We start from the raw sequence: 26,968 nt of genomic DNA on the forward strand, positions 1-26,968 counted from the left end.
GACACGCAGGGTCAGCCGCGGATCAGGTCGGCCGCCACCTCGCCGATGAGCACCGACGGCGCGTGGGTGTGCCCGCGGACGGTGCTGGGCATCACCGAGGCGTCGGCCACCCGGAGCCCGTAGACCCCGCGGACGCGCAGCTGCGGATCCACCACGCTCGCTTCGTCGTTGCCCATACGGCAGGTGCCCAGCGGGTGATACAGGGTGTGCGAGTTGGCGCTGAGCGCCAGCTCCAGGGTGGCCTCGTTCAGCTCGGTGCAGCCGCGCGGCCGGGCGATGGGGCCGAGCAGGTTTTTGAGGGCGGGGGCCGCCGCGATCCGCGCGCATATCCGCAGCCCCTCCATCATCGCGGCGCGGTCGACGCCGCCGGGGTCCGACAGGTAGCGCGGTTCGATGACCGGCTTGTCGTGCGGGTCGGCGGACCGCAGCGTGATCTGGCCGCGGCTTTCCGGTGCGACGAGGATCGGCCCGAAGACCACCCCGTGGCCCGGCGGCTTGGCCAGCAGGCCCTCGTCGTAGAACGGCGCCGGGGCGAAGATCAGCTCGAGGTCGGGAAGGTCCAGCTCGGGTCGGCTGCGCACGAATCCGTAGGCCTCGCCGACGTTGGAGGTGAGCATCCCGCGGCGCCGCAGCAGGTATTTGAGCATCTGCGTGGGCTTTTGGGCGGCGGCGAGGCTGTCGCCGTCGACGTCGAAGCCCAGCGGCGTGACCAGGTGGTCGAGCAGGTTCTGCCCCACCTCGGGCGAGTGGTGGACGGTGTCGATGCCGAGATCGGCGAGGTGGTCGCGATTGCCGATGCCGGAAAGCATCAGCAGCTGGGGGCTGTTGACGGCGCCGCCGCAGAGCACCACCTCGCGGCGGGCATGCGCGACGCAGCGTTCGCCGTGCCGTTTGGCGCGCCGCCCGCCGCGCCGCTCGAATTCGACGCCGACCGCGCGGGGCCCGTCGAAGACCACCCGGGTGACGGTGGCCCCGGTGAGCACGGTGAGGTTCTTGCGGCGCATCGCGGGCTTCAGGTATGCGTCGGCGGCGCTGAATCGGGCGCCCCGCCGCTGGGTGACCACCGTTTCGCAAAAGCCCTCCGGCCGAGGCGAATTCGGTTGTGCCGGAGGAAAGCCACACTCGCGGGTCGCGGCCAGCCAGGCCGCCGTCGAGGGACGCGGGCTGCGTTGCCGCGAGATCTGCAGCGGGCCGGTGACCCCGCTGTCGTCACCGCTGACGAAGTGCCACGCCGCGGTGACGTCCTCGATGCGCCGGAAGTACCCGAGCACGTCGGAGTAGGACCACTGCTGTCCGGCTCGCACCGCCCACTCGTCGTAGTCGGCGGCGAATCCGCGCACCCACATCATCGCGTTCATCGACGACGACCCGCCGAGCACCTTGCCTCGGGGCCAATAGATCTCGCGGCCGCCGAGCTCGGCCTGCGGTTCGGTCAGGTAGTCCCAGTCGATCTCGCTGCGGAAGAGCTTGGAGAAGGCCGCCGGGATCGGAATGAATCGGTTGTTGTCCGGCGGGCCCGCCTCGAGCGCGACGACCGAGGTGGCCGGATCGCTGCTGAGCCGATTCGCCACGACCGCCCCGGCCGAGCCGGTGCCGACCACTAGGTAGTCGCACTGAATGTCCATGGTGCACTCCCGTTTCGGGGTGAGTGTAAGACGGTCGGGACCGCCGACGGCGCTAAACGTTCAGATCGATGCGCAGCGCGCCCTTGACGCCGTCGTAGCGGTCGGGGCTGCATGTCAGCACGATCACCTGACCGTCCGCGCCCACGGTGTCGAACACCTCACCCATCTTGGCCAGCCGATCCGGATCGGTGAAACCCAGCGCGTCGTCGACGACGACCGGAACGGAATCCTCCTTGGCCACCAGCGCCGCGCCGGCCAGCCGCGCCAGGATGCCGAGTTGCTCCTTGGCTCCGCCGGAAAGCGATTCGTACGGCACCGTGACGCCGTCCAGGGTGCGGCTGCGGATGCACAGGTCGCTGTCGATGTCGACCTCGAACGTGGGCCCGAACACCGGACGCCCCAGCCGCTGCAGCTCCGCGCGGTAGGGCTCGACGTAGCGCAGCCGGGTGGTGTCGCGGTGGCGGGACATCACCGACCGCAGCAGCTGCGCCGCGCGGGCCCGCTGGCCGACGCGGGTGTGCTCGCCGGCGGCGTGCTCGCGTTCCGTCTCCGCCGCGTCGAGCTTGCCCTGACGGCCCTCGCCGCCGATGACCGAGAGCTCGATGCTGATCTGGCGCAGGGCGCCCGCGCGATCCTCGTAGCGGTCGCGCAGCGCCTCGTCCGCGGCGGCGGCCTCGGCCAGCTCGGCGGCCACCGCGTCCGGCGCGGCGGCGGCCAGTTCGTCGGCCAGCTCGGCGGCCCGTTGCTGCGCGGCGGTCGCGGCCCGCTCGCTCGACTCCGCCGCGGCCGACAGGTCTTCGTCGCCGACCGACGCGCGCTCGCGGGCCAGCTGGTCGGTGACGCTTTTCAGCTCGGCGCGTTGGGTCGTGAGCTTGTCGAGTAAAAGCGTTGTCCGGGTGGTTGTTTCGGCGAGCCGGGACGCGGCTTCGGCCGCCGTTTGACGGCGGGTCTCGCAGTCGGCTTCCGCGGCCACCCGAGCGGCCTCCGCCGCGTCGAGCTCGGCGCGGGCCGCGGTGATGTCCGTTGCGACGAGCTCGGGTTCCGCCTGGCCCGTCTGCAACGCCGCCAACCGTTCGCGCAGTTGGTCTTGTGACTCGTCGCCGCACAGGCCGGACAGCGTGGCGCTCAACTGGTCCCGGCGGCTCTGCAGTTCGCGACGCCGTTGGTCGGCGCGGCGTGCCGCGTCGAGGTCGGCGACACCGGCCGCGGCCTGCGCTGCCGCCAGCGCTTGTTGTGCCGCAGCGTGTTTGGCATGAACATCGAGCGCGGTCGCGCCCGGGGTGATCCGGGCGGTCAGGATCCCGGGCACGTCGACCTCGGTCGGGCCGGTGGCGGTCGTGGACCAGGCTTGCCCTGCCGACAACATCACCCGCTGGTCGCCGGCGACGAGCTCGATGTCGGTTGCGGCGGTGAACTCGACGGCCGCCGACATCGACGCGAGCTGGTCGGCGGTGCGATCGACCGCCGCCGCGGCGTCCTCGACGCGCTGCAGCAGCTCGTCGGTCAGCACGACCGCGGAGAGCTCTTCGCAGACCGCGTCGCGGTCGCTCTGGGTCACGTCGATCCTGGCGAGCCGGGCGCTCAACCGGTCGGCCTCCTCGCGGTCGGCCAACCGGTCTACCGTGCGCCGGGCGGATTCGACGCGGCGGTGCAGGTCCGCCAGGGCCCGCGCGGCCTCCTCGACCGCCGCGGCGGACGCCTCGGCGGCGGTCCGCGCCCCCGCCTGCGCGTCGGCGGCCCCCTGCGCCTCCGCCTCGGTGGCGGCCACAGTCGCTGTGCGGGTTTGGATTTCGGCGAGCAGCCTTCGCCGTCCGGTGTGCGCCGCGGTCGCCGCGGCGCTGGTGGCCGCCGCGGCCTCGGCGACCAGCTTGGCCTCACGCGCCTGGCGGGTGAGTTCCTCGATGTTCTCGGCGGTGGCCCGAGCGGCGGCCAGCCGCGGGCCGGCGGCCAGCCTTAGCTGCGACAGCTCGGCCACTTCCTCGGTCAGGGCGGCGTGGCGACGGACGCGGTCGTCGACCTCGGCGACCGCCGCGGCGCATTCGTCGACCGCGGCCTCGGCGTCCTCCAGCCGGGAGATGGCCGACGACCACTCCCCGGTGGGTCGGCCGGTGGGGGTGAAGTAGCGCGCATACTCGGCGTCGATCCGCTCGATCAGCAACGGCTCGGCGCCGGACAGCGCCGCGGCGCTGTCGGATTGCGCGGCCGCGACGTCGAGGGCGCGCGACAGCGCGTCGCAACCGGACAGGTCCACCGCGGCGGTCGACGCGGCCTGCAGGACCCGCTGGGCGCGCCACAGTTCGGTGTCCACCGTCTCGGCGAGCATCGACCGGACGCGCTCGTGGGCCTCGTCGCCGGTCAGCTGCTCGCGGCGCGGCGCCAGCACCGTCAATTCCGTCTCGCACTTCTTGTGGAACCGCTTGCGGTAGATGAAACGGTAAGTGCCGCAGCTTATTTCGGCGGTGACCTCGGAGCCGACGTCGCTGTGGGTCGGTTTGACCTGCTTGACCTCCTTCTTCGTCGAGCGGTCCCTGGCCTCCAGCAGCAGGTCCAGCGCCTCGATCATCGACGACTTGCCGACCTCGTTGGCGCCGTTGACCACGACCACGCCGTGGTCGGGAAACTCGATCTCCCGGTGCGCGATGCCGCGGTAATTCGTCAGGACCAGCCGATGCACCTTCATGCGGCACCCCTGTCGGCCAGTCGCAGCAGCAGCGCCAGCGCCGCCTGCGCGTCGACCGCCGAGTCGGCGTCGCCGTCGCGCGCGGTGGCCACCAGCTCGTCGACGGCCGCCGCGGCGAACCCGCCGATGCCGAGGTCGCTGAACTCGCCGTCGGCCGGTATCACGGCCAGGTCCGTGTGGCTGTCCCAGGTGCGCAAGTGCGCGAACAGCCGCGCGTATCTGTCCAGGCACGCATCCAGCGACGCGCGGTCGGTGACCGTCAGCGAACCGGTCAGCGCCAGCCGCACCACGGTCCGGTCCTTCTCGGTCATCAGGTCCAGGTTCATGTCGAGATCGGCGATGTCGCGGCTGGAGTCGACCTGGCGCTGCAAGGTCACGAACCGCCAGCGGCCGACGCGCCGCGATTGCACACTGACGCCGTTGTCGTCGATGTCGACGACGAGGACGTGGCCGGGGTCGGACTCGACGTCGTCGAAGTTGGTGACCTCCGGCGACCCGGAGTACCAGACTCGGCCGCTGTCGCCGACCCGGGTGAGCGAATGCTTGTCGCCCAGCGCCACATAGTGAACCGCGCCGCGGGCCAGCGCGTCGTCGAGCCGTGCGAGCCGAATCAGCGAGGGCTTGTCCTTGTCGGGGTCCAGCACGTCGACGCCGCCGTGCGCGACGAGCACGCGGGTGACGGGGCCCGGGTCGAGGCCCTCGAGGACCTCGGCGACCAGGTCGGTGGTCGGGGCCTTGGACCGCCACGGCGCGGCCACGATCTCCACGCCGGGCCGAACCTCGTGGACGCCGGGCCGATCGAGGACGACGACGTTGTCGGGGCGTTCTTTGGTGAACAGCGCGCTGGTGTACACCGACGACGCGTCCAGCGGGTCGTGGTTGCCCGGAAGCAGGTACACCGGAATCCTGATGGCGCGCATGGCTTCCAGTGACTGGCTGATCACCTTGGGGGCGAGCTGGTTGTGTTCGAAGACGTCGCCGGCCACCACGACGAACTCGGCGCCCACCTCGGCCGCCAGCGCGCCCAGGCCGGCGACCGCGTCCCGGCGGGCGGCCGAATACCGCGGCTGGGCGTCGCCGGCAAGGAAGTGCCTGGTCATTCCCAGCTGCCAGTCGGCGGTGTGCAGGAATCGCATCCCGGCGGCCCCCTTCCGAAACTGCGTGGCTATCAAGGCACCGCGAGTCTAGGTCTGGACACCGACAAGTCCTGGGACGCGCACCGGCATGCCTCGAGTCGGGATTTCGACTTGGTGTCGTTTTGTCCACCTTCGCGCGACAAGTGCAGCTCCTGAAATCTTTTGTGTCACTTTGGTTTCTGTGGTCACAGGGCGGGGTTTTGTGTCGGTGGCCGTGTCTAGGTTCGCCTTATGGGTTCCAGCGGTGTCGATCGTGAGGCGGTGACGGCGGCTTTCGATGCCGCCGAGGCCGCGCTCGACGGTCTGGCCGCGCTGGACAGCGACGCGTTGACCACCCCGGAGTGGCTGGCCTGGCTGGCGCGCTGCGAGCGGCTGCGCCGGCGGCTGCCCGCCCTCGAACACCAACCGATCAACCACCTGGCCCGCCAGGCCAGCCCCGAAGAACTGGGCGGCCCGCTTTCGCACGCGATCGCCGAGCACACGTTGATCAGCCGCGCCGAAGCCGGGCGACGGATTAAAGAGGCCGCCGATCTGGGGCCGCGGCACACCCTGACCGGTGAGCCGCTGGCGCCGGTGTTGGCCGCCACCGCGGCCGCCCAGCGCGACGGCACGCTCGGCGCCGGGCAGGTCGCGGTGATCCGCCGTTTCCACCACCGGCTGCCCGGCTGGATCGACCAGACCACCCGCGAGCACGTTGAAGCCAAGCTGGCGCACGAGGGCACCCAGTATCGGCCCGAGCAACTCGCGGCCCTGGCCGACACGCTGGCCGAGTGCCTCAACCCCGACGGCACCTACACCGACGACGACCGCGCCCGGCGCCGCGGCCTGACCCTGGGCAACCAGGGCGCCGACGGCATGTCGCAACTGCGCGGCTGGCTGACCCCCGAGGCCCGCGCCACCCTGGAAGCGGTGTGGGCCAAGCTGGCCGCCCCTGGCATGTGCAATCCGGACGACGACACCCCGACCGTGGACGGCGCCCCCTCTCAAGAGGCCATCGACGGTGATGCCCGCTCGACCGCTCAGCGTCAGCACGACGCGCTGAACGCCGCGCTGCGCGCCCTGTTGGCCTCGGGCGAACTCGGTCAACACAACGGGCTGCCGGCCGCCATCATCGCGTCCACCACCCTGGCCGAACTCGAAGCCGCCGCCGGGCGCGCCCTGACCGGCGGCGGCACCATCCTGCCCATGAGCGACGTGATCCGCCTGGCCCGCCACGCTCACCACTACCTAGCGATTTTTGACAAGGGCAAGGCCGTGGCGCTCTACCACACCCGACGGCTTGCCTCGCCCGGACAGCGAATCGTGTTGTATGCGAAGGATCGCGGCTGCACCGCCCCGGGGTGTACCGTGCCCGGCTACTACAGCGAAGTCCACCACATCACCGACTACGCCACCTGCCACACCACCGACGTCAACGACCTCACCTTCGGCTGCGGCCCCCACCACCGCCTACTTCAACCCGGCGGCTGGACCACCCGCCGACGCCACAACGGCGACACCGAATGGATCCCACCCCCGCACCTCGACCGCGGCCAACCCCGCACCAACACCTACTGGCACCCCGAAAAACTCCTCCGCGATGGGGACGACGATGACGCACCGTAACGGCTATCGCCTGAGCCCGCCACGCGCACTGCGCAAGTCGTCGACCAACGACGTGTATGCCTGCTCGCGGTAAGGAGAACTTGCGAATTAGACAAACCGAGAGCACAAATGGCTAGCACCTGAGAAGATTTCAAGCGGTGTTCAGCGGGCCGAATGGCGAGACAAGTGCTTGAAGTGGTCGAGAAGGGTGCTTGCAGCAAATCGCACCCCGTACCGCTGCTCTTCGTCCACGGCGCTGCCGTCGCGGCGTGGTGCTGGGACGAGCATTTCCTGGACTTCTTCGCCGACAGGGGCTACCGCGCCGCGGCGCTCAGCCTTCGCGGCCACGGTGCCAGTACCCTGGCCAAGCCCCTCAATTCTTGTTCCGTTGCCGACTACGCCGATGACGTAAACGCTGTTGTCGCCGAGCTGGGTTCTTCCCCAGTGCTCATCGGACATTCTCTGGGCTGTTGGGTCGTGCTCGATTACCTTGTGACGCACGGTGCCCCGGCCGGGATTCTCATGGCGCCCGGCACACCGCAGGGACTACGGCGTTGGGTGTTCCGCTCAATCCGCCGTCACCCGTGGAAATTTCTACGCGCCAACATCGTCGGCAGCCCAGAAGATCTCTTCAACACTCCGGCCCTTGCTCGTGAATTCTGCTTCAGCGCGAGCACCCCAGAAGCCACCGTTAGTGCCTGTGCGGCCCGTTTGGAATCCGAAAGCACGGGCGTCAGACGAGATTTGATGAAGCGCCTTCCCGACGCCGGCCTCGTCAAGGCGCCGATGCTTGTTCTCGGAGCACAGGATGACGGCATGCGAATCGACGGGGACGCGTCTGCCGTGGCCGACATCTATAAGGCAGACGTGGAGATCTTTCCCGACATGGGCCACATCATGATGCTCGAACCAGGATGGCAAGCAGCCGCCGACAGGATCGACAGCTGGCTCACGGCCCGAGGGCTGTGAGGGCGAGACTAGCGTGGGTCGGATGATCCCCCGGCGCACCCTGCTGCTGATGCGGCACGCGAAGTCGTCGTACCCGCCGGGCGTGGCGGACCACGACCGGCCGCTGGCGCCGCGCGGCATCCGCGAGGCCGGGCTAGCCGGTGACTGGTTGCGGGCCAACGCGCCCGCCGTCGACGAGGTGCTGTGCTCGACGGCGACGCGTGCGCGGCAGACGTTGGCCGACACGGGAATCGACGCCCCGGTGCGCTACGACGAGCGGCTCTACGGCGCGACGCCGGGCACGATGCTCGACGCAATCAACGGCGTCGCCGAGGCGGTCAACACGCTGCTCGTCGTCGGGCACGAACCGACGATGTCGGACCTGGCGATCGGACTGGCGGGCGCGGATGGCACCGATGCGGCAGCGGTGCAACGCATTTCGGAAAAGTTCCCGACGTCGGCGATCGCGGTGCTCAACGTCGCCGGCGACTGGAAGGGCCTGGAACTCAACGGCGCCGCGCTGATCGGCTTCCAGGTTCCGCGCTGAGTCTCGATTGACCGGCTCCTCCTCGGCCCGCTGCACGGGCCGCATCGTCGCCGCGCTGAACCCGGCTAAGAGTTGGTGGCCAGCGTCAACTCCATGAGCTTGATGGCCTGCCCGCACGCGTCGATGCCGGGCGCCTGCGGGTTGACCCACCAGCCGACCACCCCCGCGGCGTCACTGGCCACCCCGCACGCGCCGTTGGGGTCGTCGGGACGCATCACGATGGAGTTGATGCCCGCGATCTGACGGCTCTCGACCTTGTACTTGAGGAACTCGGCAACCTTGCGCTCGTTGCTGAGGCCGCCCTGTTCGAACCAGAACCGGGTGATGTCGATCAGGCCGGCCGGGTTGGCCGCCTGCCACCGGCAGATCGCGCCGACAAACGTGCTCTGGATGTCGAGCGGATCTGCGCCCACGGTTTTGGCCAGGATGTCGGTGGTCAGGACCTCGCATTCCTTGAGCAGGTTCGGGTATTGCTGCTGGGAGTTGTTGTTGCGCGACGGCCCGCCCGCCTTGACGGCGGTGCCCCCGATCGACCTCGAGCAGCCCGTCATCACCAGGGCCATGACCAGCAGAGCCACACCCGCGCGGAGGATTCTTCTGCTCATTTCGCGTTCGCAATCGACTGGCGGGTCAGTTCTTTGGCTATGTCGCACGGCGGCGGGAAGGGCTTCTGGCTGAAGCTGATCGACCACTCGATGAAGTCGTCCTGGAACTGGATGCCGACCTCGCACAGCGAGTCACCCAGGTTCGGCTCGTTGCCGACGGCGATGAACCCGCCGTGGCCGTTGATGTTGATGTCGTCGACGCTCGCCCGCGACAGCTCCTCGGTCTTGCGTTCGCGCCCGATCGGGCTGCCGCGGTACCACGAGAAGGAAAAGTGCGGGCCGAGAATTCCGCCGCCGGCCAGCCACTGACACCCGACGGAATTGCGGGCGGTGTTGATCAGTCCGTTCACCTTGGTCAGTTCGGCCACCGTCTGATCGCTGACTCCCCCGCATTGCGGGAACATCGGCCCGTGGTGCCCCTCGGCGTTTCCCGACTCCGACGACGTCGTCGCCCCCGGTTTGTTGTCGCCGGAACCCGAACACCCCGCAGAAACCAGAATCGCGGCCGATGCCGCAAGCGCCAGCGCCGTCACGTTACGCCGCACCGATACCCCGCCTCGCCCGCGCCTGCTGCTGGTCCACACGATGCACTGTAGCGGCAGCCCAGCGGGTCAACCACCGACGCGCCCCCTGAGCAGGCAATTCAACGCCCTCGCCGCATCGGCCTCGAGCGCGCAACCATCCGGCGGTGCTCGGCACCGGGACGCCCGCCATGTGCGACAGTTACCAAATGCTCCTGGCACTGCTGCGCCAGTACATCCGGCCGTACCGCCGGCTGGTCGCGGTGCTGTTGGCGCTCCAGCTGATCAGCATCCTGGCGACGCTGTACCTGCCGACGGTCAACGCGGCGATCATCGACGACGGCGTCGCCAAGGGCGACACCGCCACCATCGTCCGGCTCGGCATGCTGATGCTCGCGGTCACCGGGGTGCAGGTGCTGTGTTCGGTCGGCGCCGTCTACTTTGGCTCGCGGACCGGGATGGGGTTCGGCCGCGACCTGCGCCGGGCGATGTTCGAACACGTCACGACCTTCTCCGAGAGCGAGACCGCCCGGTTCGGCGCGCCGACACTGCTGACCCGCAGCACCAACGACGTCCGGCAGATCCAGTACCTGGTCCAGATCGGGGCCACCGTGCTGGTCACCGCGCCCATCATGTGCGTCGGCGGCATCTTCATGGCCTTCCACCAGCAGGCCGCGCTGACGTGGCTACTGCTGGTCAGCGTCCCGGTCCTGGCCGTGACCAACTACTGGATCATGTCGCACATGCTGCCGCTGTTCCGCAGCATGCAGAGCCTGATCGACGGGATCAACCGGGTGATGCGCGACCAGCTCGCCGGGGTGCGGGTGGTCCGCGCCTTCACCCGCGAGCACTTCGAGCGCGACCGGTTTGCCCGGGCTAACGCGGCGCTGTCGAATGCGTCGCTGGGCGCCGGCAACTGGCAGGCGCTGATGCTGCCGGTGACCACGCTGACCATCAACGTGTCCAGCGTCGCGCTGATCTGGTTCGGCGGGTTGCGCATCGATCGCGGCCAGATGCAGGTCGGCTCGCTGACCGCCTTCCTGGCCTACTTCACCCAGATCCTGATGGCGGTGTTGATGGCGACGATGACGCTGGTGGTGCTGCCCCGGGCGTCCGTGTGCGCCGAACGAATCACCGAGGTGCTGTCCACCCGCCCCGCGATCGGCGATCCGCCGCGCCCCCGATTCCCCGGCGGCGGCGTCACCGGCGTGGTGCGCCTGGACAACGCCACATTCACCTATCCGGGCGCGGAGCGCCCAGTGCTGCAAGACATTTCGTTCACCGCGCTGCCCGGAACCACCACCGCCGTCGTCGGGAGCACCGGCTCGGGCAAGTCGACGCTGGTGTCGCTGATCTGCCGGCTCTACGACGTGACCGCCGGTGCCGTCCTGGTCGACGACGTCGACGTCCGCGACTACCACACCGAACGACTCTGGTCGGCCATCGGGCTGGTGCCGCAGCGCGGCTACCTGTTCTCCGGGACCGTCGCGGACAACCTGCGCATCGGCGCCGCCCCCGGCCGGGTGGTGACCGACGACGAGATGTGGGAGGCGTTGCGGGTGGCCGCGGCCGACGGCTTCGTGCGCGCGCACGACGACGGCCTGGACATGCGCGTCGCGCAGGGCGGAATCAATTTCTCCGGCGGGCAGCGGCAGCGGCTCGCCATCGCCCGCGCGGTGATCCGCCGCCCGGCCATCTACCTGTTCGACGACGCGTTCTCCGCGCTCGACGTGCACACCGACGTGCGGGTCCGCGCCTCGCTGCGCGAGATATCCGCCGATGCCACGATCATCGTCGTCACGCAACGGATCTCAGCCGCCGCCCAGGCCGACCAGGTGATCGTCGTCGACGACGGGAAGCTGGTGGGCGCCGGCACGCACGAATCGCTGCTGGCCGACTGCGCCACCTACGCGGAATTCGCCGACTCGCAAACGGTCGGCGCCGGGGTCGGGGACGCGCCGTGACGACGGTGACCAGCAGGCCCACCCGCGGCGCCGCCCCGGCTCCGGCGGGGCGGTCCCGCGACTTCTGGGGTTCGGCGGCCCGGCTGGTGAAACAGCTTGCGCCGCAACGCGGGCCGGTCATCGCGGTGATCACGCTCGGCATCACCGGCACGGCGATCGGCGTGGTCGTTCCGCGGATCCTCGGCCACGCCACCGACCTGCTGTTCAACGGCGTGATCGGCCGCGGGCTCCCCGCGGGAATCACCAAGGCCCAGGCCGTCGCGGCGGCCCGGGATCGCGGCGACAAGGCCTTCGCCGACCTGCTGTCCGGAATGAACGTGGTGCCGGGCCGGGGAGTGGACTTCGACGCGGTGGCAAGGACGCTGGCCGTGGCGTTGGCCCTGTATGTGCTTGCCTCGCTGCTGATTTGGGTGCAGGCGCGGCTGCTCAACGTCATCCTGCAGCGCACCATGGTCGCGCTGCGCTCCGATGTCGAGGACAAGGTGCACCGGCTGCCGCTGGCCTACTTCGACGGTCGCCAGCGCGGCGAGCTGCTGAGCCGGGTCACCAACGACATCGACAACCTCCAGTCGTCGTTGTCGATGACGATCAGCCAGCTGCTGACGTCGGCCCTGACCGTGGTGACCGTGCTTGCGATGATGGTGTCCATCTCGCCGCTGCTGGCGCTGATCACCCTGCTGACCGTGCCGGTCTCGCTGCTGGCCACCCGCGCGATCGCGCGCCGCTCGCAACGCCTGTTCGCGGCCCAATGGCAGAGCATCGGGCGGCTCAACGCCCACATCGAGGAGACCTACAGCGGGTTCACGGTGGTCAAGACGTTCGGCCACCAGGCCGCGGCGCGCGAACAGTTCCGCATGCTCAACGACGACGTCTACCACGCCAGCTTCGGTTCGCAATTCTTCTCCGGGCTGGTGGCGCCGGCGACGACGTTCATCGGGAACCTGGGCTACGTCGCGGTCGCCGTGGTGGGCGGCGTGCAGGTCGCCACGGGGCAGATCACCCTCGGCAGCATCCAGGCGTTCATTCAATACGTGCGGCAGTTCAACGCGCCGCTGAGCCAGGTCGCCGGGATGTACAACACCCTGCAATCCGGAGTGGCCAGCGCCGAGCGGGTTTTCGACCTGCTCGACGAGCCGGAGGAACCGCCGGATCCCGTGCCGGTGCCCGAACCGGCGCGGCGAACCGGTCGGTCGGGCGTGAGCGGGCGGGTCGAGTTCGAACGCGTGAGCTTTGCCTACCGCCCAGGCGTCCCGGTGATCGAGGACCTGTCGATGGTGGCCGAGCCGGGCAGCACGGTGGCGATCGTCGGGCCGACCGGGGCCGGCAAGACCACGATGGTGAACCTGCTCATGCGGTTTTACGACGTCGACTCCGGCCGGATCCTGATCGACGGTGTCGATATCACCACGGTGAGCAGGCAGGCGTTGCGGTCGCGCATCGGCATGGTGCTGCAGGACACCTGGCTCTTCGACGGGACCATCGCGGAGAACATCGCCTACGGGCGACCCGGGGCCGGCGAAGACGAGGTGGTCGAGGCCGCCAAGGCGGCCTATGTCGACCGGTTCGTGCACACCCTGCCGGCCGGTTACGACACCCGGATCAGCTGGGACGGCGGCAACATCAGCGCCGGCGAGAAGCAACTCATCACCATTGCCCGCGCCTTCCTGGCTCGCCCGCGGCTGTTGATCCTGGACGAGGCGACCAGCTCGGTCGACTCCCGCACCGAGGCCCTCATTCAGCGCGCCATGTGTGAGCTTCGTCAGGATCGAACGAGTTTCATTATCGCGCATCGTCTTTCGACCATCCGCGATGCCGATCGCATTCTGGTGGTGCAGGCGGGCCGGATCGTCGAGCAGGGCAGTCACGCCGAACTGCTGGCCCGCCGGGGTGCGTACTACGCGATGACCCTGGCGTAGCTCGCCCTGGCGTGTATCACAATGACGTGTAACGACCCTTACCGGAAGGGCTGGTAAGCGCGATGGCGGACAAGCGTCTCGAACTGGGTCTGCTCGGACCGTTGGAGATGAGCGTCGACGGCGCCCTGGTGCCGTTGGGCACGCCCAAGCAGCGAGCGGTGTTGGCCATGCTGCTGATCAACCGCAACAGTCCGGTCGGCGTCGACAGGCTCATCAACGCCGTGTGGGACGAATGGCCTCCGTCGGGGGCGAGGGCGAGCATTCACTCCTACGTGTCCAACCTGCGCAAGCTGCTGAGCGGCGCCGGGATCGATCCGCGCACGGTGTTGGCGGCGGCGCCGCCGGGTTACCGGCTCAGCATCGACGAGAACGCTTGCGATCTCGGGCGGTTCATCACCGAGAAAACCGCGGGCGTGCACGCCGCGGCCGCCGGCCGCTTCGAACAGGCCAGCCGCCACCTGACCGCCGCGTTGGCGCAGTGGCGCGGATCGGTGCTCGACGACCTGCGCGACTTTCAGTTCGTCGACACCTACGCCACCTCGCTGGCCGAGGAGAAGATGCTTGCCCACACCGCACGGGCGGAGGCCGAAATCGCTTGCGGACGCGCGGCGAACGTCATCGCCGAGCTCGAGGCGCTGACGGCCGAGCATCCCTATCGCGAGCAACTGTGGGCCCAGCTGATCACGGCCTACTACCTCACCGACCGGCAATCCGACGCGTTGGCCGCCTATCGCCGCGTGAAGACGACACTCGCCGACGACCTCGGCATCGACCCGGGCCAAACCCTGCGCGACCTCAACGAGCTCATCCTGCGTCAGGAGCCGTTGGACGCCGAGAAATCGGCCAAGACCACCGCCGTCGGCACGATCAGCGCGCTCGGTCAGCGGGTGTCGGGCCAGGAAGCCGTGGCGTATCTGGACGACGCCTCGGGCCGCCGCTACCCGCTGCGGGCCGCGGCGACACGGATTGGGCGGCAACGAGATAACGACATAGTCCTGGACAGCCCCAACGTCAGCCGGCACCACGCCGTCATCGTCGACACGGGCACCAGCTACATCCTCAACGACCTCCGGTCGTCGAACGGCGTGCACGTGCAGCGGCGGCGGATCCGCTCGGCGGCCACCCTCAACGACGGCGACCACATCCGCATCTGCGACCACGAGTTCACGTTTCGGATCGCCGCGGGCGACAAGACCGAGGTCTAGGTTCCGAATACTTCTGCCGTGCAGTGCTTTCCGCCGGGGAGGCGGCCGCCCTGCCACACGGCGGGGCTGGAACGGCCCTACCGCATGGTTGCTGGGGCCGCCGGTGGCAACGCGTGGATCCGGGCAGATTCGGGCGAATTTGTTGGTATGGTCGGCGGGTCTGGGGTTGGTTTGGAGGTTTTTTGATGAGCGACGGTCAGGCCTCGCGGGTGGGGTCGATGTTTGGGCCGTATCACCTGAAGCGGCTGTTGGGCCGTGGTGGCATGGGTGAGGTGTATGAGGCCGAGCACACCGTCAAGGAGTGGACGGTGGCCGTCAAGTTGATGTCGGACAGCTTTAGCCGTGATCCGGTGTTTCGGGAGCGGATGAAGCGCGAGGCGCGCATCGCCGGGCGTTTGCAGGAACCCCATGTGGTGCCCATTCATGACTACGGCGAGATCGATGGGCAGATGTTCATGGAGATGCGCCTGATCGAGGGCACCGATCTGGATTCGGTGCTCAAGCGGTTTGGGCCGCTGACCCCGCCGCGCGCGGTGGCCATCATCACCCAGATCGCCTCGGCGCTGGACGCCGCGCATGCCGCGGGGGTGATGCATCGTGACGTCAAGCCGCCCAATATCTTGGTCACCCGCGACGATTTCGCCTATCTGGTTGATTTCGGGATTGCCAGTGCGACCACCGATGAGAAGCTGACCCAGTTGGGCACGGCGGTGGGCACGTGGAAATACATGGCGCCGGAACGGTTTTCCAATGATGAGGTCACCTACCGCGCCGACATCTATGCGTTGGCGTGCGTGTTGTATGAGTGCTTGACCGGGTCGCCGCCGTATCGGGCCGACAGCGCGGGCACGCTGGTCAGCGCGCATCTGATGGAGCCGATCCCGCAGCCCAGCGCGACGCGTTCGGGCATCCCGAAGGCCTTTGACGCCGTGATCGCGCGGGGCATGGCCAAAAAGCCCGAGGACCGTTTCGCCAGCGCCGGTGATCTGGCCCTGGCCGCTCACGAGGCGCTGTCGGATCCCGACCAGGACCACGCCGCCAACATTTTGCGGCGCAGCCAAGAGGCCACCCTGCCGGTGGGCACGCCCACCGAGGCGCCGGCCACCCCGACCGAGGCGCCCCCCAGCACGCCACCGCCGTCGTCACCCACACCGGCACCACCGTCGTCACCCACACCGGCACCGCCGTCGTCACCGGCGGCGCCGACCGCGGCGGCCCAGCCGGCGGCCGGGCAAAGCGGCCAATCCTGGGGGCCGCCGAGCGGGCCCATCCCGGCATCCGGCCAACCCACCCCGGCCCCCGGGTATTACCAAGCCGCCGGCCCCACCTGGGGGGCCACCCCCTGGCAGCAACCACCCAAACCCAAACGCAACCCCTGGCCCCTCATCGCCGCCGCCATCGCCGCCGTCGTCCTCCTCACCGCCGGCGGTGTGGGCGTCTGGCTGATCGCCCGGCCCAAGCCGGCGCCGCCACCTCCCGACCCGATCCCGGCGCAGCGTCTCAGCGCGCTCCTGTTGAGCCCGTCGGAGATCAACGCGATCATGGGTTCGTCGACCATGGAGCCCGGTAAGCCCATCCAGTCGATGGACACCTCGTCGGTGACGCTGTCGTCGCCGGACTGCCAGGGCGCGCTCTACACCAGCCAGGACCCGGTGTACGCGGGGTCGGGCTATACCGGTGTGAGCGGGCTGGTTTCGTCCGAGCCCGGCGACAACTACGACCACTGGGTCAACCAGGCCGTGATCCTGTTCCCCTCGGCCGAGAAGGCCAAGTCGTTCATGCAGACCGCGGCCGGCAAGTGGAAGGGCTGCGCCGGCAAGACGGTGACCGTGACGAACAAGGGCAAGACGTACAGGTGGACGTTCGCCCAAATCAACGGCGCCCCACCGAAAATGACGGTGCTGGACACCCAGGAAGCCGCCGACGGCTGGGAGTGCCAGCGCGCGATGAGTCAGGCGAACAACGTGATCGTCGACGTCAACGCGTGCGGCTATCACATCAGCGATCAGGGCGGCGAAATCACCGACAAGATCGTCGCGAAGATCGACAACGAGTAGCCGGACCGTCGGCCGGCCGACACCGCGTCAATGCCGAAGCGGCACTGCGTCTTTCGTGAAGGCTAGTGAAGGCTAGAGGTCCGGACCCTGCGCGCGCAGATCGTCCACCGCAGACATCGCGCTGCGCAGCTTGGCGAGCCACTCCTCGGTGTGCTCGCCGACCAGCTTGACCGCCCAGGCCAGCGCGTCGGCGCGGGACCGGGCGACCCCGGCGTCGACCAGGGTGTCGAGCACTTGGCGTTCCGGCTGCTTCAGGCGCGTCATCACCGGTACCGCGATGTGCGTGAACAGGATTCGCTCCGTGCCGTCTTTGGTGCCGACCTCGACGCCCCAGGAAACCTTGCGCCGGTAGCGATCCTGCGCCTCGTCGGCGATGCGCATCCGCTCGGAGCGGGTCTCCTCGCGGAACCGGGACACCCGGCCTTCGACGCGGGCGTCGCTCTCCTCGCCATCGGGCTCGGGCAGCTTGCCGATGACCGTGATCTCCTCGCGGTCGACGATCACCGTGGGATCGCCGTCGAACCACTTTTCGGGCAGTCGTCCGGCGAACCATTCCGCGGCGCCGCTGGCATCGGGTTGCTGGGCCTGCTGCCAGCCCCCGGGGCGGCCGTAGCGCCGGCCGCCGGTGTGATGTGATTTCATAATTACATGATTACATCTTTGCACGCTTAATGGAATCGCGTTCACTCGCAGCGAACCGAGTCTCGGCTTCCGGGCGGCCCGCCCCCGGCGATACGCACGCGAAAATCGCTGGCGCGGCGCCGTTATCCGCCGCGGAAAAGCGTTGATATGCATCGTCGGAGGGCGTATTTTTGGGAGCTGAAGCAGGCCCGGAAGCGACCGTGTCGAAGTGCCGGAACAAGGGGTTAGAAACCGGCCGCGTGGACAAAAGTCCAACGCCCCCCAAGAGTCGCCCGGGCCTGCCCCTATTCGTGCTATGTCGTTGAGGTCGCGCGGTTGCGCGAGGCGTCGGGGTCACCGCCGCGACGAATCCGGAACAGCTTGACCTCGTTCTTGATGCCCTTGAGGCGGCGCGCCCCGGCGAACGACCCGTCGAAATCGCCGGCATCGCCGAGGGCCTCCCAGACCGAGTCGGCGACCAGCACGGTGCCCGGGCGCGCCACTCCGGTCACCCGGCTGGCGATGTTGACCGGACTGCCGAACCAGTCCCCGGCCCGGCTGACCGCCATCCCCGAGGCGACTCCCGCCCGCAACCGGGGAAAGTCGTTGTCGCTGTCGACGGTGTCGACGAGCTTCAGCACGACATCCAGCAGTGGCTCCGGTTCGGGACAGACGAACATCACCGCGTCGCCGATCGACTTGATGAATCGGACCGGCGGTGCGGTCACGTCACGGGCGAGGTGGCCCAGCCGGCTGGCGAGGTGACCCAGGTCTTCGGCCGGGATCGCCTCGCCGAGCCGGGTGAAACCGACGAGATCGGCGAAAGCGACGGTGACCTGGCGCGCGCCCGGCAGCGGCTTGCCGGCGGCCCGCTCCGCGGCGTTGACCGCCTCGGTTTCCATCGTGTGGCGCAGCTGCATGAACAGCATGTTCTCGACCAGCGGTCCGAGCAGCGGCGCGATCCGGCCGACCAGCGCCTTGGATCCCTTGGCGATTTCCAGCTCGGTGGCTCCGGGCCGCATGATCGCCGACAACGCGGTGAAACGCATGACCTCAGCGGTGCGCGACAGGCCTTCGGCGAGCACCCGGACCACGAGCACCAGCTTGTCGGGGTCCAGCCCGAGTTCGAGGAATCGCTGGGTCAACGCGGCGGCCTCGCCGTCGGCGCGCATGTGCACGGCCGCATCGGGATCGTCGACGCGGGCCAGGCCGATGGCGCGCTGCACTCGCTGCAGCAGCTCCAGGTCGATGCCATAGGTTTCGCTGATCTCCCGCGTGGACACGTAGGTGCCGTCGTCGCCGATCAGGTGGCGGCTGGCCAGCAGCAGCGGGGGGTTGGTCGTCCGGATCTCGTCCGCGGTGATGCCCTGCTCGAGCAGCCACTCCACGAGTTCCGCACGCTCTGCGCGCGCTGTGCCCTCGAGCCCGTCGAGCAGATCCTCGTCCACGTGGCCAACGTACAGCGCCTGCGCGATGATGTGCAGCGATGAGCGCACCGCTGCTTCGGGGACTCCCGCCGGTCGTCGACGACCACGCCTCGGTGTTGATCCTGGGCTCGTTTCCGAGCGCCCGATCGCTGTCGGCCGGACAGTATTACGCGAACCCGCGAAATGCGTTCTGGCCGATCGTCGGTGAGCTTTTCGGGATCGACGCCAACGCGGCGTACGACTCGCGGCTGGCCGCGTTGCGATCCCACGGCATCGCCCTCTGGGATGTGCTGCGCGCGTGCCATCGGGTCGGCAGCGCCGACTCGGCAATCGACCCGAAAACCGTGGTAGTCAACGACTTTGGCGAGTTCTTCGCCGACCACCCGGCCATCGCGCGGGTCTACTTCAACGGCGCCAAGGCCGCGGACCTGTACCGCAGGCTGGCCCGTCCCGTCGAGCGCGTCCACTATCAGCGGCTGCCGTCGACCAGCCCGGCCCACGCCATGGGGCCCGGCGCCAAGCTGGCCGCCTGGCGGGTGATTTCGGCGCGTTAGGCAGGCGTCATGACACCGTCATGACACGGGCGGTCGGCGATGGGCCCACGGCCTCGCCGCCTCGATCTGCGCGGACAGCGACAGCAGCGTCGCCTCGTCGTAGGGCCGGCCGACCAGCTGCACCGCCAGCGGCAGCCCGTCGCCGTCGAAGTCCCACGGCACGGCCGCGGCCGGCTGGCCGGTCAGGTTCCAGACCTGTTGGTAGGGAACCCGCTGCGACACCGCCATCAGCGTCCACACCGCGCCGTGGCGTTGGTAGGCGCCGATGCGCGACGGGCCCGCCGCGTTGCCGGGGGTCACGACGACGTCGACGTCGTCGAAGATCGACTGGACGCGGTTGGCGAGCGAAGCCTCCCGGGTGCGCAGCGCGGCCATCCGCCGGTCGGAGAAGAACGATCCCGCGCGGGCCATGTTTCGGGTTCGCGCCTCGAGCCGGTCCGGGTGGGGCTGAGCGTCCGCGTCGTCGCAAATGCCGCGCAGATAGCGGGGCAGGTAATTCGAGTAGAGCGCGGCCGGATATGCGGGGTCGCGCGTGACGACCTCGTGGCCCAGGTCGCGAAGCAGCGCGCCGGCCTCGTCGACCGCCGCACACTGTCGCGTCCCCACTCGGGCGGGCAGCGGCGTTGGGACCTTGGTGCTCAAGGCGATTCGCAGCCTGGCGGGATCACGCGCCGCCGCGGCCACGAACTCGCCACTCGGGCCGGATACTTCGGGAACCGTGGCCGTCGCGTCCAGGAACAGCGCGGCGTCCATCACCGACCGGGCGAGCGGGCCGTTGACGCTCAGCCCGTACCACGCGTCGTCGTGCGGCTCCAGCGAGATCCGATCGCGTTGCGGCTTCAGCCCGAACAACCCGCACCACGTCGCCGGGATCCGGATCGAGCCGCCGCCGTCGGATCCCAGCGCCAGCGGAGCCAGCCCGGCAGCTACCGCGGCGGCGCTACCCCCGCTGCTGCCGCCCGGGGTGCGCCTGGGGTTCCACGGATTGCGGGTCGCCCCGAACGTCAGCGACTCGGTGTAGGGGAACATCATCAGCTCGGGCACATTGGTCTTGCCGAGGATGACCGCGCCCGCCGCGCGCAGCCGGCGAACCACCTCCGCATCGGAGGTCACGGCCGGGCCGTGAGCGCCGGTGCCATACGTCGTCACCTCGCCGGCGACGTCCACGTCGTCCTTGATCGCGACCGGCACACCCAGCAGGGGCAGCCGCTCACCGGCGTCGAGCCGGTCCTGCGCCGCCGCGGCCTCGTGGCGGGCGCTGTCCGACAAGACGACGCGGTAGCAACGGAGCTGGCTGTCCAGGCGCGCGATGCGTTCCAGGTAAACCTCGAGCAGCTCCGGTGCGGTCAGTTCGCCGTCGGCCAGCATCCGGGCCTGCGCGGCCGCGCCGGCGAAGGCGAGATCGCGAGCATCCACTGCGGCAGCGTATCCCGCCGTCCCCTGGCCCCGGCATTGACTGTGAGCCCACGGCTTTGAAAGTGAAGCCTGGGCGCAAATCCGGCGGGCGACTTCAGCCGTTGGCTCACTGCCAAAGCCGTGGGCTCACAGTCAAAGCCCTGGCCGCACGCCCAGACCGGGCGAACCAGTACCGTGGCGGCATGTCCTGCGTATTCTGTGCGATCGTCGCCGGGGAAGCACCGGCCATCCGGATCTACGAGGACGAGGACCATCTCGCGATCCTGGATATCCGCCCGTTCACTCGCGGCCACACCCTGGTGCTGCCCAAACGCCACACCGTCGACCTCACCGACACCCCGGCGCAGACGCTGGCCGAGATGATCGGCATCGGCCAGCGCATCGCCCGCGCGGCCCGCGCGACCGAGCTGGCCGACGCGACGAACATCGCGATCAACGACGGCCCGGCGGCCTTCCAGACGGTGATGCACATTCATCTGCACGTGCTGCCGAGGCGCAACGGCGACAAACTCACGGTCGCCAAGGGAATGCTGCTGCGCCGCGACCCGGACCGGGACGCCACCGGCCGGATCCTGCGCGAGGCCCTGGCCCGGATCGACGCCAGTCAGTAAGACTGGGCGGATGACCAACCCGTTAGAGCAATTCGTGGGCGTGCCGTTATTGCGTCTGCACGACATGATCTACCGAAAGACCAACGGCCGGATCGGGCATCGCATACCGGGCGCGCCACCCAGCCTGCTGCTGCACACGGTCGGCGCCAAAACCGGGCAGCCGCGCACCACCTCGCTGACGTATGCGCGCGACGGCGACTCGTATCTGATCGTCGCATCCAACGGCGGCGCCGAGCGCTTCCCGGGCTGGTACCACAACCTGCGCAAGCGCCCGGAGTGTGAAATCAACGTCGGCCCCAAGCGGTTCGGAGTGACCGCACGCCGGCTCACCCCGGACGACGCCGACTACCCGCGGCTGTGGGAACTGGTCAACAAGAACAACTCGGATCGCTACACCAGCTACCAACGCCGGACGTCGCGGCCGATTCCGATCTTCGCGCTGACCCCGCATCGGTAGACCTGGTAGTGGCCCCCGAGCGCGTCCGGCGGTTTATTCTGCACTAGCGCGCAGTGACGCTTTTCCGGCGTCCACCGCAAAGCAAAGACGGGTTTGGGCGGCTATGAATCGCTGGACGGGAAGTCCGTGGCGGCGCCTCGGGCTGCCCGCGCGCGTCGGCTGGCTCGTCGTCGGGGGGTACGGCGCCGCGGCGGCGCTGATCGCGGCCTCGTCGATGTCGGGGTGGAACGACGCGCACATATCTCGGCCGGTCGACGAGATGGTGTTGGTGGGCTGCCTCGTGGTCGCGGCGGCCGCCGCCGGCCATGCGGCTCGCGCAGCGGTCGAACGTCGCCGCAGACTCGGCTGGCTGACGCTGATGACGGGCCTCCTGGGCTGGGCGGCGGGCACGGTGATCTGGGCGGTTTACGAGGTTCGCCCGGAAGTGGAGCACGCCATGCACCCGGCCACGGCCGAGGCCGCGTCGCTCCTCTATCCGATCGGCGCGCTGGCGTCCTTGGCGCTGTTGTCCCATCTCTCCCGCCACAGTCCGCGCCGGGTGGTGCTGGACGGTCTCATCCTGGCGACGTCGTTGTTCGTCATCTCGTGGGCATTCGTCCTCGACAAACAATTGCGCGTGGACACCGGCTCGCGGCTCGCGACGATCACGCAGGTTTTCGCCGACGTCGTTCTGATGACGACCGCGATCCTGATGCTGTCGAGGGCGCGTCCCGGCGACCGGCCGAGCCGAAGCCTGCTGGCCGGCGGAATCGGCACGATCGGCGTCGCCGACATCGCGATGGTGTTCGAGACCGGGATCGGCAGCTATCACGGCGGCACCCTCGCCGACCTGGGCAGGGTCGCCGGACTGGGAATGATGACGCTGGCCGGCCTGGCCAGCGTCACCGAGTCGCCCACGGCGGAACCGCGGAAACACACGTTGGCACCCGCGCTGCTGTGGTTGCCTTACCTGCCGCTGCTGCTGGCCGTCGGGGTCGGTTGGCGCTACACGGTGAACCAGGCGGGGCACGGGCCGCTGCCCATCCTGGCGGGGATCCTGGTCGCCGCGGTGCTCGCCCGGCAGTTCGTGGTGCTCGTCGAAAACCAGAGTCTGCTTTCCGAAGTCGCGCGGGAGGCCTTTCGCGACAGCCTGACCGGCATCTCCAATCGCGCGCACTTCATCCAGCGAATGGAACAGGCCGTTGCCCGCCAACGGCACGACGCGGCGCCGATCGCGGTGTTGTGCCTCGACCTCGACAACTTCAAGTTGGTCAACGACGCCCTGGGCCATCCGGCCGGCGACGAGCTGCTCATCCGGGTCGCCGGGCGGATCACCGCCGCGCTGGGCGAAACGGGCACCGTCGCGCGCCTCGGCGGCGACGAATTCGCGGTGCTGATCGAGGGTTCCGTCGAGGAATCGCAGGCGGCGGCGCAGCGGGTTCTCGACGCGTTCGCACCGGCGATCGTGATCGACGGCGTTCCGGTGGCGGTGCGCCCGAGCATCGGGTTCACGGCGGCCACCGCCGCGTCCGGCTGCACCGTCGACCAGCTGCTCCGGCACGCCGACCTGGCCATGTACGCCGCGAAACGCGAAGGCGGCCAATGCATCCGGAGCTTTGTTCCCGATCTGCCCTTCCCCTACAGGTTCCCGCAGGTGACCGGCTCACCGGCGGCGGGCGGCGAGCGGGCGCCGGCGTCCACGTTGATCCCCGAAGCCGCACCGGCAAAACCGGAGCGAACCACCGATGCGTCGAAAGGCGTTCCGCGGACCCCCACAGCAATCCGGATCGCCTTCGCAATCCTGGCGATCGGTGTGATCGCCTTCGCCACGACGAGCATTCTCAACCCGAGCGCGGGCCACAGCATCTTCTCCAAGTCCGCGTACGCGGCGTTGAACCTGTTGGCGGCGGCGCTGATTGCGGTTCGCGCGTACCGCATCGCGGCCGACCGGTTGGGTTGGGTTCTGATCGCGGCCGGTATGGCATGTTCGGCGATGGGCGACGTCGCTTACGACCTCTGGGTGCCCGAAGGTCAGTCACCATCGGTGGCCGATCCGGCGTACCTGATGTTCTACCCGTTGGTGTTTGCCGGGCTGATGCTGGTCCTGCGGGAACGCCTGACGCGGGTGCCGACCCCGATCCGGCTGGATGCGCTGGTGTGCGGGCTGACCACCGCCGCGGTGGCCGTGGCGCTGTGGGCGGGACCCATCCACGCGGCCGCGACCCGCGTACCGGCGACCGTGCTGATGGGTTTGGTCTATCCGTGCGGTGATCTCGTGCTGTTGGCCGTGGCCGCCGGGATGCTGCCGATACTCGGCCGGCGCAACGGGTTTCGCTGCGGTCTCCTCATCGCGGGCTTCATCGGTTTCGCGATCGCGGATACGGCGTATCTCTTCCAGACCTCCGCGGGCTCATACCGGGTCGGCAGCGCGCTCGACGCCCTGTGGCCCGCTTCGTCCTTACTGGTGGCGATGGCCAGTTGCCCACCCGGCTCTGCCGCAACAGCCGTGCCGCGGCGCGGGCTGGGCTCCTACGCCACGCCGGTGGCGTGCACGGTCGTGGCGCTGGGGGTCGTCGTCCTGAGTCACCGCTCGGGCCTGGCGGCGACGCTGGCCGCGTTGAGCCTGATCGCGGTGACCGCGCGATTTTCGGTGACCTTCCGGGACGTGAGCATGCTGGCCGAAAGCCACAAGCGCGCGATGACCGACGAGCTGACCGCGCTGCCCAATCGGCGATCACTGGCGACGGCGCTGACCGCGCTGTCCGCCGAATCGGCGGCGCCCGCCCCGGCCCGCGCGTCGACGCGGGGGACGCCGGCACGTCAAGCGCTGCTGATCGTGAAGCTCTGCGAGTTTCACGAGATCAACGACTCGATCGGCCGCCACTTCGGCGACGAGCTGTTGTGCCACATCGCAAATCGCCTGTCGCGGTGCGTGCGTCGCGAGGATCTGCTCGCCCGCACCGGCGACGACGAGTTCGCAATCCTGATGAGCGAGGGTTCCGACCTCATCGCCGCACGCGCGCAGGCGGGTCGCCTGCTCGAGGCCCTGAGCGAACCGTTCGCGCTGGATCCTATCACCATGCAAGTCGACGCCTGCATCGCCATCGCGCTCTGCCCGGACCATTGCGACCATCCGCAGGAGCTGCTGAGTCGGGCCGAGACGGCCGTGCCGCAGGCCAAGACCGCCAAAGGCAAGATCGCGGTGTATGACACGGCGTTCGAGCTGTACCGCGACAACGACCCCAACCTGATCGAGGAGCTGCGCGCCGCGCTGCTCGACGGCGACGAGCTGACGTTGTATTACCAGCCGAAGATCAACGCGAGCGATGGCAGCGTGCACAGCGTCGAGGCGCTGCTGCGCTGGCATCATCCGACCCGCGGATTGCTGCTGCCGGAGGAATTTCTGCCCGCCGCCGAACGCGCCGGGCTGATGCGGAAGGTGGCCAAGCGCACCGTCAGCCGCGCCCTCGAACGGATCGATTCCTGGCGCGCGCAGGGCATGCCGCTGACCGTCGCGGTGAACCTTTCGACGACGAACCTGCTCGACCTCGAGTTGGTCGGCACCATCGAGGGGCTGTTGCGAGCCCACAACCTGCCCGCCGACGCCCTGATCGTCGAGATCACCGAGAGCGCGCTCGTCGACTCGGTGCGATCCCGAAACACCGTGGCCGAGCTGCAGCGCATCGGCGTTCGCATCTCGATCGACGACTACGGCACCGGGTGGTCGTCGCTGGCGCGCCTGCAGGATGTCTCGGTCGACGAGCTGAAACTCGACCGGATATTCGTGGCGCGGCTGGCCCAGGACCCGCGGTCGGTGGCCATCGTGCGGTCCACGGTGGCGTTGGCCCGCAGCCTCGGCGCCGAACTCGTCGCCGAGGGAGTCGAAGACGAGATCACGCTGAGCGCACTGCGGCGCTACGGCTGCACGATCACGCAGGGCTTCGTGCACAGCCCGCCGTTGCCCGCCGACGAGTTGCGGCGGTGGATCGTCAGCCACGTTCCCGGCTCGGATTCGAAATCCGAAGCGGGAGTGAGCGACTGATCATCAGAAGAGCTCTTTGGCCAGCAGCTCCAGCGTGGCCACCCGCGCCGGCGCCGTGGCGGGTGCCGTGCCGCGGTGGGCCGAGGCGACCGGGTGCACCATCACCTCGTCGACGCCGAAGCGTTCGGCAAGCGTCCGCATCTGCTCGGCGGCCTCCGCGGGCGTGCCCAGCACGGCGCGTTGCAGCCCGCTTTCCACGATGCGCTGCTGCTGCGGCGTCAGCTCCGCGACCTGGGCCTCCTCGACCAGCGGCACCGGTCCGAGCGGTTCCCCGGTCCGCAGCCTGGCCATCATCTGCAGGTTGGGCAGCATCAAAGCCGTTGCCTCGTCGTGGGTTTCGGCCACGGCGGCGTTGACCGTCAAGAATGTCACCGGCTCGGCCGCCAGCTTGCTGGGCACGAAGCGGGATCGGTAGAGCTCGAGCGCCTCTTCGGTGCCCTTGCCGGAGAAGTGGTGGGCGAACACGTACGGCAGCCCCTTGGCCGCCGCCAGGTGCGCCGAGTACATCGACGATCCCAGCAGCCACAGGCGCGGTTCGGTCGCGGCGGCCGGGGTTGCCTTGAGGACGTAGTCCCCGGAGCGCAGCGGCACCCGCACCCCGCGCGGGCTCATCAGTGCGGCCACGTCGTCGAGGTATTCGGGGAAGTTCTCGATGTCGCGATCGTCCCGCCCGCCGCGCAGCGCGTACGACGTCACCGGGTCGGAGCCCGGCGCCCGGCCGATGCCCAGGTCGATCCGGCCCGGGGCGGCGGCCTCCAGCAGCGCGAACTGCTCGGCCACCGCGAGCGGCGCGTGGTTGGGCAGCATCACGCCGCCCGACCCGAGCCGCACCCGCGAGGTCTGCGCGGCGAGGTAGGCGATCAGCACCGGCGGGCTGGTGGCCCCCACGGACGGCATGTTGTGGTGTTCGGCGACCCAGTAGCGGGTGAAACCCAGCCGGTCGGCGGCCTGCGCCAGCGCCACGGTGGCCGCCAGCGCGTCGGAGGTCGTCTGGTCGGTGCGCACCGGGACGAGGTCGAGGACGGAGAGTCGCACGATGACGTCAACGCCCGCGGCCGTGCGAACGTTCCCGC

The 26,968-nt window shown here is 69.3% G+C and carries 20 protein-coding genes; 11 read left to right on the forward strand and 9 right to left on the reverse strand.

What is annotated here, in order from left to right:
- Nucleotides 1-11: 11 nt before the first annotated feature.
- The 3 genes from AC5Y6X_RS00330 to AC5Y6X_RS00340 are packed head-to-tail and all read right to left on the reverse strand — an operon-like array spanning nt 12 to nt 5,441.
- Nucleotides 12-1,625 (reverse strand): GMC family oxidoreductase, encoded by a 1,614-nt coding sequence (locus AC5Y6X_RS00330; protein WP_499983394.1) that lies wholly within the window; start codon nt 1,623-1,625, stop codon nt 12-14.
- Nucleotides 1,626-1,677: 52 nt separating this feature from the next.
- Nucleotides 1,678-4,305, reverse strand: a complete 2,628-nt coding sequence (locus AC5Y6X_RS00335) for an AAA family ATPase (RefSeq protein ID WP_499983396.1) — start codon at nt 4,303-4,305, stop codon at nt 1,678-1,680.
- A complete protein-coding gene (locus tag AC5Y6X_RS00340; RefSeq protein WP_499983398.1) occupies nt 4,302-5,441 on the reverse strand; it encodes a metallophosphoesterase family protein in 1,140 nt (379 codons plus the stop codon). Before AC5Y6X_RS00340 ends, AC5Y6X_RS00335 begins: the two co-directional genes overlap by 4 nt.
- A 231-nt stretch (nt 5,442-5,672) precedes the next feature.
- Between AC5Y6X_RS00340 and AC5Y6X_RS00345 the strand changes: the two genes are divergently transcribed.
- From AC5Y6X_RS00345 to AC5Y6X_RS00355, 3 genes are all read left to right on the forward strand, one after another.
- A complete protein-coding gene (locus tag AC5Y6X_RS00345; RefSeq protein WP_499983400.1) occupies nt 5,673-7,046 on the forward strand; it encodes an HNH endonuclease signature motif containing protein in 1,374 nt (457 codons plus the stop codon).
- 153 nt (nt 7,047-7,199) lie between these two features.
- The gene (locus AC5Y6X_RS00350; protein ID WP_499983402.1) at nt 7,200-7,994 is read left to right on the forward strand and encodes an alpha/beta hydrolase; all 795 of its coding nucleotides are present in this window, start codon (nt 7,200-7,202) and stop codon (nt 7,992-7,994) included.
- Nucleotides 7,995-8,016: 22 nt separating this feature from the next.
- On the forward strand, nt 8,017-8,520 hold the full coding sequence (locus AC5Y6X_RS00355; protein ID WP_499983403.1) for a SixA phosphatase family protein: 504 nt from the start codon (nt 8,017-8,019) through the stop codon (nt 8,518-8,520).
- A 65-nt stretch (nt 8,521-8,585) separates the two neighbouring features.
- On the opposite strand, the gene AC5Y6X_RS00360 is transcribed toward AC5Y6X_RS00355, so the two are convergent.
- Both AC5Y6X_RS00360 and AC5Y6X_RS00365 read right to left on the reverse strand, forming a co-directional pair.
- Nucleotides 8,586-9,083: a DUF3558 domain-containing protein gene (locus AC5Y6X_RS00360; RefSeq protein ID WP_499985142.1), complete on the reverse strand. Its 498-nt coding sequence runs from the start codon at nt 9,081-9,083 to the stop codon at nt 8,586-8,588.
- Between the two features lie 38 nt (nt 9,084-9,121).
- Nucleotides 9,122-9,670: a DUF3558 domain-containing protein gene (locus tag AC5Y6X_RS00365; RefSeq protein WP_324676374.1), complete on the reverse strand. Its 549-nt coding sequence runs from the start codon at nt 9,668-9,670 to the stop codon at nt 9,122-9,124.
- A 185-nt stretch (nt 9,671-9,855) separates the two neighbouring features.
- On the opposite strand from AC5Y6X_RS00365, the gene AC5Y6X_RS00370 reads away from it, so the two are divergent.
- The 4 genes from AC5Y6X_RS00370 (at nt 9,856) to AC5Y6X_RS00385 (ending at nt 16,788) form a co-directional block, all read left to right on the forward strand.
- Nucleotides 9,856-11,610 carry an ABC transporter ATP-binding protein gene (locus AC5Y6X_RS00370; RefSeq protein WP_499983405.1) on the forward strand — a complete coding sequence of 585 codons (1,755 nt, stop codon included), beginning with the start codon at nt 9,856-9,858 and terminating at the stop codon, nt 11,608-11,610.
- The gene (locus tag AC5Y6X_RS00375; protein ID WP_499983407.1) at nt 11,607-13,526 is read left to right on the forward strand and encodes an ABC transporter ATP-binding protein; all 1,920 of its coding nucleotides are present in this window, start codon (nt 11,607-11,609) and stop codon (nt 13,524-13,526) included. Before AC5Y6X_RS00370 ends, AC5Y6X_RS00375 begins: the two co-directional genes overlap by 4 nt.
- Before the next feature lie 62 nt (nt 13,527-13,588).
- Nucleotides 13,589-14,731 carry an ATPase/transcriptional regulator EmbR gene (embR, locus tag AC5Y6X_RS00380; protein WP_499983411.1) on the forward strand — a complete coding sequence of 381 codons (1,143 nt, stop codon included), beginning with the start codon at nt 13,589-13,591 and terminating at the stop codon, nt 14,729-14,731.
- A 185-nt stretch (nt 14,732-14,916) separates the two neighbouring features.
- The gene (locus AC5Y6X_RS00385; protein WP_499983413.1) at nt 14,917-16,788 is read left to right on the forward strand and encodes a serine/threonine-protein kinase PknH/PknJ; all 1,872 of its coding nucleotides are present in this window, start codon (nt 14,917-14,919) and stop codon (nt 16,786-16,788) included.
- 72 nt (nt 16,789-16,860) lie between these two features.
- On the opposite strand, the gene abmR is transcribed toward AC5Y6X_RS00385, so the two are convergent.
- The gene (abmR, locus tag AC5Y6X_RS00390) at nt 16,861-17,430 is read right to left on the reverse strand and encodes an ATP-binding transcription factor AbmR (RefSeq protein ID WP_324676384.1); all 570 of its coding nucleotides are present in this window, start codon (nt 17,428-17,430) and stop codon (nt 16,861-16,863) included.
- Between the two features lie 293 nt (nt 17,431-17,723).
- Complete coding sequence (locus AC5Y6X_RS00395; RefSeq protein ID WP_499985144.1) at nt 17,724-18,887, reverse strand: adenylate/guanylate cyclase domain-containing protein; 1,164 nt, start codon at nt 18,885-18,887, stop codon at nt 17,724-17,726.
- An 8-nt stretch (nt 18,888-18,895) separates the two neighbouring features.
- On the opposite strand from AC5Y6X_RS00395, the gene AC5Y6X_RS00400 reads away from it, so the two are divergent.
- Entirely contained in the window at nt 18,896-19,390 is a 495-nt protein-coding gene (locus AC5Y6X_RS00400; RefSeq protein ID WP_499983414.1) for a DNA-deoxyinosine glycosylase, read from the forward strand.
- Nucleotides 19,391-19,408: 18 nt separating this feature from the next.
- Here the strand turns inward: AC5Y6X_RS00400 and AC5Y6X_RS00405 are convergent, their stop codons facing one another.
- Entirely contained in the window at nt 19,409-20,806 is a 1,398-nt protein-coding gene (locus tag AC5Y6X_RS00405) for an amidase (protein ID WP_499983416.1), read from the reverse strand.
- 182 nt (nt 20,807-20,988) lie between these two features.
- Between AC5Y6X_RS00405 and AC5Y6X_RS00410 the strand changes: the two genes are divergently transcribed.
- The 3 genes from AC5Y6X_RS00410 (at nt 20,989) to AC5Y6X_RS00420 (ending at nt 25,895) form a co-directional block, all read left to right on the forward strand.
- Nucleotides 20,989-21,417 (forward strand): HIT family protein, encoded by a 429-nt coding sequence (locus AC5Y6X_RS00410; protein WP_499983417.1) that lies wholly within the window; start codon nt 20,989-20,991, stop codon nt 21,415-21,417.
- Nucleotides 21,418-21,427: 10 nt separating this feature from the next.
- The gene (locus AC5Y6X_RS00415) at nt 21,428-21,874 is read left to right on the forward strand and encodes a nitroreductase family deazaflavin-dependent oxidoreductase (protein WP_499983419.1); all 447 of its coding nucleotides are present in this window, start codon (nt 21,428-21,430) and stop codon (nt 21,872-21,874) included.
- A 103-nt stretch (nt 21,875-21,977) separates the two neighbouring features.
- A complete protein-coding gene (locus AC5Y6X_RS00420; RefSeq protein WP_499983421.1) occupies nt 21,978-25,895 on the forward strand; it encodes a diguanylate cyclase domain-containing protein in 3,918 nt (1,305 codons plus the stop codon).
- Between the two features lie 3 nt (nt 25,896-25,898).
- Here AC5Y6X_RS00420 and AC5Y6X_RS00425 read toward each other — a convergent pair whose 3' ends face one another.
- Nucleotides 25,899-26,930, reverse strand: coding sequence for an LLM class flavin-dependent oxidoreductase (locus tag AC5Y6X_RS00425; RefSeq protein ID WP_499985145.1), 1,032 nt, complete (start codon nt 26,928-26,930; stop codon nt 25,899-25,901).
- Nucleotides 26,931-26,968: the final 38 nt, after the last annotated feature.

The organism is Mycobacterium sp. NGS26, assembly GCF_059813025.1.